Genomic DNA, 11,878 nt, shown 5'->3' with positions numbered 1-11,878 from the left:
TGAAAAGCCGAAGATATCTCTTCGGCTTTTTTTGTGCCCCTCTTTCGAAATTAATGTTCAGGTGATGGTCAATTTCGATATTCATCGTAAAATTGCGATGAATTTATAAAGTCATGGGAACGACGAAGGGCGAATTGTTTACAGAAGAGCAGAACCAGATTGCTGCAATGGCCAAGGTGATCGCGCATCCAGCTCGGGTGGCCATTCTCAGTTTTTTAGTGAATGCTAAAGATTGTGTGAACAAGGATTTGGTTGCAGAACTGGGCTTAGCACAGTCTACGGTGAGTCAGCATTTGAACGAGTTGAAGAAGGCGGGGCTTGTGAAAGGAACTATTTCAGGAGTGAATACTTGCTACTGTTTGGATGTTGAAGCCTGGGAGATGTACCGTTCCACCCTCGGTGGCTTTCTTACGGAATTGAACGACTTTAATACCACTTGTTGCTGATGCATTTATACCATGAACTAGAACAGTCGATGCGCGCATTGAAATTCGATTTTAGTGAAGAGAGGAAAGCGCTATTGCGTGCAATCACGGCGAGAATTCAAGAGCAATTGGACAGTGGGGAGAAGGTGAATCTCAACTTCATCTGTACCCACAATTCCAGAAGAAGTCAGCTGGCTCAGGCTTGGGCCCAGGCTTTGGCGGTGTATTACGATATTTCTGTAGTTTGCTTTTCTGGAGGGAGCGAAAAAACAGCCTTTCATGTGAACGCTCAAAAGGCATTGCAACAATCTGGGTTTATAGTTGAAACAGAAGACCAAGCCGACAATCCTATCGTACGTGTATCCTTTTCTCCTGAAGTGAAGGGATTGAAGATGTATTCGAAGAAGTATGATGAAGCGGGAGTGGACTCCTTCATCGCATTAATGACATGCTCAGATGCGGATGAAAATTGTCCTTACATTCCTGAAGCATCGGCTCGAATAAAGTTTACGTTTGATGATCCCAAGGTTTTCGACAACACCGATCAGGCCGTTTCTGGTTATGTAGAGCGTTCGCTTCAAATTGCAGCTCAACTCAAGTTTATCTTTTCAAATCTTCATATTTAATCTACATGAAGAAGCTTAGTTTCTTAGACCGCAACCTGACCCTATGGATATTTCTCGCCATGTTTATAGGAGTGGGAATTGGATATTTGTTTCCGGGTACTCCAGATGTAATTGATTCGTTCAGTGTTGGATCTACCAATATTCCCATAGCCATCGGACTCATTGTAATGATGTACCCACCCTTGGCAAAAGTGAATTACAAACTCTTGCCCTCTGTTTTTAGAGATGTGAAAACTCTCTCTCTATCCTTGGTGCTCAACTGGCTTATAGGTCCAACACTCATGTTTGCGTTGGCCTTGATTTTCTTACACGATTATCCAGAATATATGGTGGGATTGATTCTCATCGGTTTGGCAAGATGCATTGCCATGGTGTTGGTTTGGAATGATTTGGCGGAGGGAAGTTCAGAGTATGGAGCGGGATTGGTCGCTCTGAATAGTCTCTTTCAGGTCTTTGCATATAGTTTTTACGCCTATTTATTCATCACCGTTCTACCGCCTGTGTTTGGCTTCGAGGGTGCTGTGGTTGATATCACCATTGTGGAAATTGCTGAAAGTGTTCTCATTTACTTAGGAATCCCATTTGCCCTGGGATATTTGTCGAGAGCCACGTTGGTGAAAGCCAAAGGCGAAGAATGGTACACTAAGGTATTTATCCCTACCATCTCGCCATTGACGTTGATCTCTTTACTCTTCACCATTGTGGTAATGTTCTCCCTAAAAGGTGAGCTAATTGTCAACATTCCAATGGATGTGATTCGCATCGCAATTCCACTGTTGATTTATTTCATATTGATGTTTGGGATAGGCTTTGTGGTGAGTAAAATGCTTGGAGCTAAGTATGACAAAACGGCTTCGATTGCTTTTACAGCAGCTGGGAACAATTTTGAGTTGGCTATTGCCGTAGCGATTGCCGTTTTTGGATTGAATTCCGGTCAGGCTTTTGCTGGTGTGATAGGTCCATTGGTAGAAGTTCCTGCTCTGATCCTATTGGTTCGTGTATCGTTTTGGCTGAAGAAGCGGTTTAGAATGGAGGGGTGATTACCTTTGTAGGATGAAGTATCGTAGATTAACTAAAGGAGAGTTTGAAGAGCTCCACGAAGAGTTTATCATGTTTCTTTCTGCCAATACCATTACGGGCGACGATTGGAAGAAGATTGTATCAGAAGACATTGAAACAGCGGATAAGCTGATGGATATGTTCAGTGATATTGCCTTTGAAAAAGTACTTTCATCAGCAAAGTATGTGGAACGCGTATCAGAACGAGAGGTGATGAGTGCGCGCTTTGACGATGCGGAGGCGGAGATGATCATTCTTCGGTCTACGGGGGAATCTGTCATTCCCGCAAATATGCCAGCTTTAGAAATGAAAAAAGCCTTGGAGTCCAAGGCTTTTGAATTGATCAAAGGATCAAAAAAATATCGTTTAGAACGCGAGCAAGAAATGTTTCAACTATTGATGCAGAACGCTATCATTTCTGACGGTACGTTGTTCAAACAGCTCAAATCGCTTTTATAATTCGCCTTCTATTTATTCTGCGGCCTCTTCTGCTTGAAGACTCTCTTGGTATTCATCCCAAGTTTTCTCGAGGTAAATTCCGTCTCCAAAGAATTTGGCGATAATTAAAAACTCACCTGCCTGGCGGTAGCCCGGTACAGGACTCAAGTTCTCTAAATCTGCATTGAGAAATACAACGGTTGGGTAACTCAGTTTTCCGTTCAACAAGGTGGCTGGAAGCTCATTGTAACCGCGTCTTCCACTGGCTACGTACTTAAATGTTTGCCCCTTAACGGTGATGTCATCTCGTTCTTCACCGTCTAGTTTTACATTGAGAAAATGGGAGTTCATGTAAGCCACCACGGCAGGATCTCTAAAAGTGGTTTGATCCAAGCGCTTGCACCAGCCACACCAGTCGGTATACACATCTACAAAGATGGGAAGGTTGGCGCCGTTTTCATTGGCCTCTGCCGCTTCCTCAATGCTCATCCAATTGATGGTATCATCTTCAGATTTCATGACAAACGAACTAATGCCAAAGGCCACAGTGAAAACAGTAAGGATGGAAAGTAACTTCTTCATATCAAAAGGTCTTGTGTGCTAAAATAAAAAAAGCGGGACGTCTAATGTAAACGTCCCGCTTGAAATATCCTTACGTGAATGAGTTAGTGGCTGATAACTTCAGCTTCTTCCTCAATGAGATCACGTTCTGCCTCTTCAGCACCGTGGGTTAGTTTTTTGAGTTTCTTCAAGAAGAGAATCAACAAAATACCAAAGGCTACTGTGAAGATGGTCAAATACATGAAGGTCTTGTATTCTTGATTACTTTGCTCTTCTTCAATTACGAAAGAGACACCGTAGTTCTTGCCATCACCCATGTTTTCTGTCTTCTGAACGGCATCTTTATCCTTCTCAAAAGTCAATTTTGCGTGATACACATCATTGCCTTCGGCTTTTCCTTCTTCTAGGTAGTTGTGAAGTCTTTTTTCCTGTTCATCATTGAGTGAGAAGAAATCACTGATGTCATCTCCAGAAGAAATGTCTTGGAATTGAATGTCACCGTTAGCTAGACGAACCTCAGTCTTGATAGAGAAGTTCTTATCTAAGTTGATGGGATAATCATAAACATCTTCAATCCCATTTACCGTTTTAATTTCAATGGTGTCTTGGGAAGTGTACTGGAATACTTGCTCTTTTGAAGCCACCATTTCCGTGCTGTACGGTTCAAGTTGTGAGCTTTCACCAATCGAACCTGCTAGCTTGTTTCCGAAACCCGTAGCGGCAAAATATATACCCATCATGATGGATGCATATTTAACTGGAGCCAACTTTGTGATGAAAGAAAGGGAAACTGGTGAAGTAGATAATTCACCGATGGTGTGGAAGAGGTAAGCGAGGAATACCCATACCATTGCAGCTTTACCGAAGGCTTCAGCAGAAGCTTCTTTACTGGCAAACATCATGAAGATGTAACCTAGACCCATGATAATGGTACCCACGGCCATCTTAAATAATGAAGAGGCTTCTTTGCCTGTTCTTTTGCGCCAAGCCCAAAAGCCTGCTACAAGTGTTCCGAAAATGATGATATAACCAGCGTTTAGAGACTGGAATACAGCCGCAGGGATTTCTTGTAACCAACTCAATCCAATGTTACGATCAACCTTCGCATCTGTATAGAGATTCATCAAACCACCGGCTTGTTCAAATGCACCCCAGAATACAACTACAATCAAGAATGATAGCAAGAGAACAATCACGCGGTCCTTTTCAATTTGAGTTAAAGGACGCTTAGCAATTTCAGGATCAATACCTGAATCAGAAGAACCAATGTGGTCACCAACACCTTTCAAGTGCTTTTGACCCGCCATATAAACAATTTGGCCTAAAAGCATTCCGATACCCGCAAGACCGAAACCGTAGTGCCAACCATAATAATAGGCTACCAAACCTACTGAAATACTTGAAAGGAAAGCACCGATGTTGATACCGATGTAGAAGATGGTAAATCCACTATCACGACGAATATCACCTTGTTGATACAAGCCACCAACCATGGTAGAGATGTTAGGTTTGAGACCACCCACACCTAAGATGATTAGAATAAGACCAGTGAAGAATGCCCAATCTTGTGGGATAGCCATTGTACCGTGTCCCAAACAGAGCAGAATACCACCAATCAATACGGTCTTTTTCTGTCCGAGGAATTTATCAGCGATATATCCACCAGGAATAGAGGCAACGTAAACAAGCATGGTGTACCAACCATAGAGCCATAAAGCATCTTTGTTCGACCAACCTAGGCCTGGGTCAATACCCGTTGCTGATGCGGCTACGTACAATGTTAGAATCCCGCGCATTCCATAGTACGAGAATCGTTCCCACATTTCTGTGAAGAACAAAACGTATAGTCCTACTGGATGGCCAAAGAGCTCTTTCCTCTTGATGGACTTGGTATCATTTGACATATGAATGTTCTTATTTGTTGAGGTTTGTTTTGGGCTGCGCCAAATTATAGATTTTCAAGGATAAAGTTGGTCATCTTGGTGTAGAGGTGGTAACGAGTGTTTCCGCCATAGATACCGTGATTCTTATCGGGATAGATGAAGAGGTCGAATTGCTTGTTGGCTTGTACCAAAGATTCAATCATACGCATGGTGTTTTGTACGTGAACATTGTCGTCCGCGCTTCCGTGCACCAATAAGTATGCCCCTTCTAATTTTCCTACGTGATTGATTGGAGAGTTGTCATCGTAACCGTCGCCGTTCTCCTGAGGAGTACGCATGTAGCGCTCGGTGTAAATGCTATCGTAAAATCTCCAGTTGGTTACCGGAGCAACGGCAATGGCCATTTTAAAGGTTTCGTGACCTTGCGTGATACAGTTGGACGACATGTAACCGCCGTAGCTCCAACCCCAAATACCAATGCGCTCTGAGTCGATATAATCGAGTCCTCCTAAGTACTTTGCCGCTTCAATTTGATCGATGGTTTCGTACTTGCCGAGTTGTTGGTAGGTAACCTTCTTGAACTCACTACCTCTTGCTCCAGTACCGCGGTTGTCCACACACGCCACAATGTATCCCAGTGACGCGAGGTATTGATAGTACATCCCGTTGATGGCGTCCCAGTTGTTGAGTACTTGCTGACTTCCTGGTCCACCGTACACAAACATGAGTACCGGGTATTCTTTCTCTTCGTCAAAGTCGTACGGCTTAATCATCCAGCCATTCAAGTCCACGCCTTCAGATGTTTCGAAGTTGAAGAATTCTTTCGGCACATACTGATAGTTCTCCATGCGTTGCGCTAAATCGGCGTTGTCTTCCAATGTGCGAAGTTCTGTGCCGTCTGCACTGTGCATGGTGTAAATGGTAGGTGTCGTCACATTCTCGAAAGAAAGGAGGTAGTACTTCATGGTTGGACTGAACTGGGCGTCGGCGATACCTTCTCCTGTGCTGAGTCTTTCCATATCTCTTCCGTTCAACCGCACGCGGTATACTTCGTGCTCCGACGGGTCTTCTGCTGCTGCTTGGAAATAGACATGTTCGTCATCGGTTCCGTACACCACCAATACATCCCAATCTCCTTTGGTGAGTTGCTTCTTTACCTTTCCGTCCTCATTCGCTAGGTAAATGTGGTTATAACCGTCACGCTCACTGGTGAAGATGAGGTCGTTGTCTTTGGTAAACATGAAGTTATCGCTGATTTCAACGTAGGCTTCATCTGTATCGGTAAGGAAGCGTTCCGATTCGTAGTCTTCTTCGCAATCTACTTCCCAAAGAACCAATTCGTTTTGGTGACGATTTGTGGTGAAAATCACCGCTTCATTTTCGTTGTTCCAAATGATGCGTGGGATGTATTCGTATTCCACTTCATCTTGAAGAACAGCAGTGGTCGTACCATTTTTGGTGTCGAAGATATGTGCGGTAACCACGGAATTTGCTTCACCTGCTTTCGGGTATTTGAATACATCTTGAGTAGGATACAATTCCGTTCCATATACATCCATAGAGAATTCAGGAACCTCTGTTTCGTCAAAGCGAAGGAAGGCGATGTATTCGCTGTTTGGCGACCACCAGAAGGCACATGGAAATGCGAATTCTTCCTCGTAAACCCAATCGGTAGCACCGTTGATGATGGAGTTTTGCTCTCCATCTGTGGTTACCTGAGTCACTTCGTTATTGGCCAAAGTGAGCACGTATAAGTTGTTTTCTTGAACGTAAGCTACTTTCGATCCATCTGGAGAGAAGGTAGCATAGCGAACTTTACCCTCACCAACTTTCGTAACCGACGAATTGGTCAAGTCGTACATGTAATAGTTGGCACGTGTACTGTGACGATAAATGGACTCTACATTAGCCGCTAAGAGGACTTTGGTTTGATCTGCACTGAAGGAATATTGTGTGAATCGAACATCTTCACCTGCCGCTTCAGACACTTGCTTCTGAGTGAGGATGGTTCCAGCTGGATTCCCAGTAGCAAAGTCGTATTGTTCAATAGAGCGGCCACTAATTCTGCTGTTTTGGATCATGGTGTAGTGTTCACCGTCTGGCATAGCTTCAAAAGCTTCGGGTGAGCCAGCGTAGAATTTAAACATCCAAACATCCTCAAGCGTAATGGGTTGCTGAGCGAAAGCACTTCCGCTAAAGAGAAGCGAAATTGCCAGGGACGTGCGTAAAAGGGTACGACGCATATGCATTACTTTTGGTAAGTTCTGTGATAGATAACGGCCGAAAATAAGCATTTAGAATGGACGAGTTCACTAAGTTGACCCAAGAACATGTGACACATCTGCAAAAACTCCTTGGCAATGAAGGAGTTCGAGTGGATGAAGAAAGTTTACGTGAATATGGTCACGATGAAACAGAAGACCTTGTGCACATGCCGGAAGCTGTGGTATTCCCTTCATGCGTAGATGAAGTTTCGGCTCTTCTAAAGTACGCTAACGAGAATGTGATTCCCGTAACCGCGGTAGGTGCGAGAACTGGACTTTCTGGTGGTGCATTGAGCACACACGGAGGTATTGCCCTGAGTATGGAGAAGTTCAATGCGATCCTAGAAATCGATCAACGGAATTTTCAAGCAACCGTGGAGCCTGGGGTGATTAATTACGTGTTTCACAGCGCTTGCAAGGAAAAGGGATTATTCTATCCGCCAGATCCAAGCAGTTGGGGTAGCTGCACACTAGGCGGAAATTTGGCCTATAATGCTGGAGGACCTAAGGCGGTGAAGTACGGTGTAACCAATCAGTATGTACTCAATTTAGAGGTTGTTTTGGCCAATGGTGATGTGATTTGGACAGGCGCCAATGTTCTCAAGAATTCTACTGGATATAATCTCACACAACTCATGGTGGGTAGTGAAGGAACGCTGGGCATCATTACAAAGATTGTCTTCAAACTTCTCCCGTACCCGTCGGAGGATTTAACTCTATTGGTCCCGTTCACTTCGGCCGAGAAGGCTTGCGAAGCGGTTTCTGCAATTTTCCATGCGGGGATTACACCTTCAGGAATGGAATTTATGGAGAAGGATGCCATTGATTGGACCTTGAAATACGTGGATGACGTAAGTGTTCCTACTGGGGATCACATTCGCGCGCATTTGCTGATTGAGTTGGATGGAAACGATAGAGAAGCCCTGTACACTGATGCGGAGAAGATTGCTGCATTGGTAGAGGATTTTGATGCAGTTGATGTGCTCATCGCTGAAAGCCAGGCCCAACGCGATGCCCTTTGGAAGTTAAGGCGAAGAGTGGGGGAGGCAGTTAAGAGTCACAGTATATACAAGGAAGAAGACACCGTAGTTCCTCGTGCGGAGTTGCCGAAACTGTTGCGCGGAGTGAAGGAAATTGGTGAGAAATACGGCTTTAAGTCTGTCTGCTACGGGCATGCAGGTGATGGGAATTTGCACGTAAACATCGTGAAAGGAAATATGACGGATGAAGCCTGGGAGGTAGAGTTGCCCAAAGGGATTTCTGAAATTTTTAAGCTGGTTGTTTCCCTGGGAGGTACACTCTCTGGTGAACATGGAATCGGTTTCGTTCAGAAGAATTATATGGATATTGTGTTCAACCATGCGAACTTGGCGGTTCAAAGAGCTATCAAAAAGGCACTCGACCCTAAAGGAATACTAAACCCTGGGAAGATATTTCCAGATCAACATCTTTAAACAACTCTCTCCCAATTGGCTACGTACACTCAAATTTTTGTTTTAGGGAAACCTTGCTTCTTCAAACCTGAAGATCGTTTGGAGGTGGAAGTCAACTATCCCTTTGTTGCACTGCTCTCCGAGAAGGATAAGAAGACATTTTACCGTCGACTTTGCACATTGATGCGTTCGGTTCAACTCCATGAAAAGGGAGTGGAACTCAGTAAAAATGACCGAATGCTTATCGCTGCTCCTGCGGTAATCTTGACCTTCGGATTTGAAAGATTCCACTGGGGAAACTTTCGTCACGTCTTTGTGTATCCCATAGCCTATCGAAACAGTAGAACAGGACAATATCACCATGGAGAAACCAGTCCTAACGGAGCAGTAGTCGTTAATTGGAAGAGAGTGAAAGAAGGGATAGATGATCCAGATGATGCCATTCACCTCTTATTTCACGAATATGCCCACGCGCTTGTATTGAGTCGGGCAAGCCGCTTAAGACGAAGGGACCGTCGATTCGTGAAAGCAGCGAGCTCCTTTACCAAGCAATATTTCAATAGAGAAGACATCCGCACAAGCTCCCTTATTCGAGAGTATGGCTTTACGAATGAGATGGAGTTCTTTGCCGTAGTTGTTGAAGTTTTCATGGAACGAGCAGACGATTTGAAGCGTGAGCATTCCTTCCTGTATAGAGATTTGATTCAACTGTTGAAGCTTGAACGGTGGGAGTCAATTATTCTGCGACAAGCGGCTTGGTTTCGTTGATCCAGTGAATCGATGAAGCACAGCACATACTCATTTGGTGTGGTGCAATCGTCGGTGCTTTCTAATTTTGAGGACATAAGACTTAAAAAATGCGCTCACTTCTCTCACTTCTCTTTTGTCTTACTACACTGGTTTTGCAAGGTTCACACCTCAGTTTACTGGGTGGTACGCTTTGGTATGAATATGTGGGTAATGGCCAGTTTGTCTTTCACTTAGATGTAATTACAGATTGTGGAAGTCCGACCAATAACGTGATGTTTCCACAAGTCTCGATGTCGACGGGTGTCAATCTGAACTATGTAAATCGCACCATTATCGATGAGCCATGTGTGAACCTCGGAGCGGGGTGTGATCTAAATGCATCCACCTCTGGATATACAGGTGAGAAGCATTATGTACAACACTTGGCCTCACGACCAGTAACCGTTTTAGCACCTGCGCCTGGGTCGTATCACGAATTTACCATTGTAACGTCTCAGCCGCGACAGCCTTCTGATAACCTCCCCACTGTGAATAACATTTTTTGCATTCGGGTGAGGATGTACGCCGAAGGATATCCAAGGTCAAGCCCTAAGTTTATTATGCGCGGAACTCCAAATGTTCCCGCCATGTCGAATTTTCGAATGGATATGCCAGCAGTGGCACCTTATGGGGATAGCATCCATATCAGCTATGCGCAAGCGATGATTAGTCAGACGGCCTTTGCTCCGTTCACTACGGGGTATACTCTCGCTAGTCCTGTCAAGAATATTCAATCCAACAATGTAAACTCGGGCCTTACCTTAGCTAATAATTGGAGTAACTATGATCAGTTCCTGATCACGAAGAAGGCAGAAGCCTTTGTAGATGGGCTGCGGACTTCTGAGGTGATCTGCGAGCGTCATTATCAAGCGATTCCCACTTATGCGAGTAGTACAGCTTACCCAGTACCGACAGTAACGGCCAATCAGCCTATTCAGCAATCTGCAGACGGTTCTTACATCCGTGCATTTGTTCCAAAAGGGGACACTTTACAATTGCAATTGGCTGCTTTGGATCCAGGTTCGGCTACCTTGGATGCATTGTATGAATCCTTTGTTGTGAATGGTTCGGGAGCCTCTTTTAATACGAGTCCGGGATATACGAATCCGAGCCTGATAAATGCGCTTCAGATGGAGTTTGTATGGATTCCAGATTCATCGACCGTTCGGGGAATACACCGAAATATTATACGGTTTAGAGATGATGATTGTAATCGGTCTGTGGCCTACCTAGTTGTGGATTTAGTCACGGATTCTATTGGTCTACTGCCCAGTGATACCATTCGGTCTTGCAAGGGAGCCATAGCCGCTATGCCGCAATTCATCAGTGGTGGGAACTTCCATTGGGAACCCATGACCAATTTGGATAATCTGTACGGTTATCCGAGCAATCACACCTTTGATACCAATAGAGTGTACACCTTGTACAACGGGCCTATTCCTGTCTACAAAGTATATACCGAGGTTATTCCATTGAGGACTCCAGAAATCTTGCTCACCAATTCACAAGTACAACTGAAAGACCCTCGCCCGTATGATGAGTGGAAGTGGTATCAGTACGAAGTTTTGATTGACGAGGATCGTACGACCTTAGATTCTTCGGTTCATCACGGACGATTCCATGTAGTAGCACGAAAGGAACTATGTGATCGATACAGTAGTAGGGCACATTTCTCAAAGATTGGGTCTTATTTGGCCGCCATGCATAGAGATACGTCCATTGAACGATTTGAGACCTATGGACCGGGTTCTGAATTTGAAATGACCATCCACAACACGCGATCTAATCCCGTGTGGCTGGAGGGGATAGTTCTTCCCGGGATTGAGCCTAAACCCGGACAAGTATTGGTGGGGAGAATTTACAGACAAAATGTACTTCAATACACAGATACACTGGAAGCGAACGATAAATTCAGTCTGATTCTCAAAACAACTCATGCCTTTGCTGGGCCAGATTTGATGATGACGAGAGGCACTTCGTTTACCATCAATATTGAGATTTTAGCACAATCCGACAGTGTCCGCGTTCCCATTGATCGGTTGTATGATATGCCTTATCCCAAAGAGGGATTCCAGATGTCTTCGATGTATAATTCAACTGAATCGAGTAGAGTAGTGCCGTTTGTCGTTATGACTACAGACAATATACGGGTAGTGGAACACACGGATACGAAACTTCATGTTTACCCTAATCCTACTACAGGATTGCTGCAATTGGACGGAGTTGAGGATAGTGCTCCATATTCAGTCACCAACGCTACCGGGGTTGAGGTGGTACGCGGTCAATTGCCGGAATCTCACTCTATAAATCTTTCCTCACTTCCAGCTGGAGTGTACGTCATTCGTGTGAATGAAGAGATTCAGCGAGTTATCCTTCAAAAATAATTATAACTAAGGTTTT

10 protein-coding genes are annotated in these 11,878 nt (G+C 44.4%); 7 read left to right on the top strand and 3 right to left on the bottom strand.

Going from position 1 to position 11,878, the window contains the following annotated elements; translation table 11 throughout:
- Positions 1–113 precede the first annotated feature (113 nt).
- The 4 genes from F8C82_RS07075 to F8C82_RS07060 are packed head-to-tail and all read left to right on the top strand — an operon-like array spanning position 114 to position 2,569.
- On the top strand, positions 114–446 hold the full coding sequence (locus tag F8C82_RS07075) for an ArsR/SmtB family transcription factor (protein ID WP_151692846.1): 333 nt from the start codon (positions 114–116) through the stop codon (positions 444–446).
- Positions 446–1,051: a low molecular weight phosphatase family protein gene (locus F8C82_RS07070; RefSeq protein ID WP_151692845.1), complete on the top strand. Its 606-nt coding sequence runs from the start codon at positions 446–448 to the stop codon at positions 1,049–1,051. Before F8C82_RS07075 ends, F8C82_RS07070 begins: the two co-directional genes overlap by 1 nt.
- Entirely contained in the window at positions 1,051–2,091 is a 1,041-nt protein-coding gene (arsB, locus tag F8C82_RS07065) for an ACR3 family arsenite efflux transporter (protein ID WP_308419990.1), read from the top strand. Before F8C82_RS07070 ends, arsB begins: the two co-directional genes overlap by 1 nt.
- A gap of 13 nt (positions 2,092–2,104) precedes the next feature.
- Positions 2,105–2,569, top strand: a complete 465-nt coding sequence (locus tag F8C82_RS07060; protein ID WP_151692843.1) for a DUF6495 family protein — start codon at positions 2,105–2,107, stop codon at positions 2,567–2,569.
- Positions 2,570–2,581: 12 nt separating this feature from the next.
- Here the strand turns inward: F8C82_RS07060 and F8C82_RS07055 are convergent, their stop codons facing one another.
- The 3 genes from F8C82_RS07055 to F8C82_RS07045 form a co-directional block, all read right to left on the bottom strand.
- Positions 2,582–3,130 carry a thioredoxin family protein gene (locus F8C82_RS07055; protein ID WP_151692842.1) on the bottom strand — a complete coding sequence of 183 codons (549 nt, stop codon included), beginning with the start codon at positions 3,128–3,130 and terminating at the stop codon, positions 2,582–2,584.
- 83 nt (positions 3,131–3,213) lie between these two features.
- On the bottom strand, positions 3,214–5,013 hold the full coding sequence (locus F8C82_RS07050; protein ID WP_151692841.1) for a peptide MFS transporter: 1,800 nt from the start codon (positions 5,011–5,013) through the stop codon (positions 3,214–3,216).
- 44 nt (positions 5,014–5,057) lie between these two features.
- Positions 5,058–7,235 (bottom strand): S9 family peptidase, encoded by a 2,178-nt coding sequence (locus tag F8C82_RS07045; RefSeq protein WP_151692840.1) that lies wholly within the window; start codon positions 7,233–7,235, stop codon positions 5,058–5,060.
- A gap of 56 nt (positions 7,236–7,291) precedes the next feature.
- Here F8C82_RS07045 and F8C82_RS07040 point away from each other — a divergent pair, with 56 nt between their 5' ends.
- The 3 genes from F8C82_RS07040 (at position 7,292) to F8C82_RS07030 (ending at position 11,862) form a co-directional block, all read left to right on the top strand.
- Entirely contained in the window at positions 7,292–8,710 is a 1,419-nt protein-coding gene (locus tag F8C82_RS07040; RefSeq protein WP_151692839.1) for an FAD-binding oxidoreductase, read from the top strand.
- Between the two features lie 15 nt (positions 8,711–8,725).
- Positions 8,726–9,457 (top strand): zinc-dependent peptidase, encoded by a 732-nt coding sequence (locus F8C82_RS07035; protein ID WP_151692838.1) that lies wholly within the window; start codon positions 8,726–8,728, stop codon positions 9,455–9,457.
- An 89-nt stretch (positions 9,458–9,546) separates the two neighbouring features.
- The gene (locus F8C82_RS07030; protein WP_151692837.1) at positions 9,547–11,862 is read left to right on the top strand and encodes a T9SS type A sorting domain-containing protein; all 2,316 of its coding nucleotides are present in this window, start codon (positions 9,547–9,549) and stop codon (positions 11,860–11,862) included.
- The last annotated feature ends 16 nt before the right edge of the window (positions 11,863–11,878 follow it).

Origin of the sequence: Phaeocystidibacter marisrubri (assembly GCF_008933165.1) — a bacterium.
Classification (GTDB): domain Bacteria; phylum Bacteroidota; class Bacteroidia; order Flavobacteriales; family Schleiferiaceae; genus Phaeocystidibacter; species Phaeocystidibacter marisrubri.
This window is presented reverse-complemented; position numbering and strand designations above follow the sequence as displayed.

Excerpts from the sequence above, each read along its gene's own strand:
- F8C82_RS07075 (WP_151692846.1), top strand. The coding sequence starts at position 114 with ATGGGAACGACGAAGGGCGAATTGTTTACAGAAGAGCAGAACCAGATT.
- F8C82_RS07070 (WP_151692845.1), top strand. The coding sequence starts at position 446 with ATGCATTTATACCATGAACTAGAACAGTCGATGCGCGCATTGAAATTC.
- F8C82_RS07060 (WP_151692843.1), top strand. The coding sequence starts at position 2,105 with ATGAAGTATCGTAGATTAACTAAAGGAGAGTTTGAAGAGCTCCACGAA.
- F8C82_RS07055 (WP_151692842.1), bottom strand. The coding sequence starts at position 3,130 with ATGAAGAAGTTACTTTCCATCCTTACTGTTTTCACTGTGGCCTTTGGC.
- F8C82_RS07050 (WP_151692841.1), bottom strand. The coding sequence starts at position 5,013 with ATGTCAAATGATACCAAGTCCATCAAGAGGAAAGAGCTCTTTGGCCAT.
- F8C82_RS07045 (WP_151692840.1), bottom strand. The coding sequence starts at position 7,235 with ATGCGTCGTACCCTTTTACGCACGTCCCTGGCAATTTCGCTTCTCTTT.
- F8C82_RS07040 (WP_151692839.1), top strand. The coding sequence starts at position 7,292 with ATGGACGAGTTCACTAAGTTGACCCAAGAACATGTGACACATCTGCAA.
- F8C82_RS07030 (WP_151692837.1), top strand. The coding sequence starts at position 9,547 with ATGCGCTCACTTCTCTCACTTCTCTTTTGTCTTACTACACTGGTTTTG.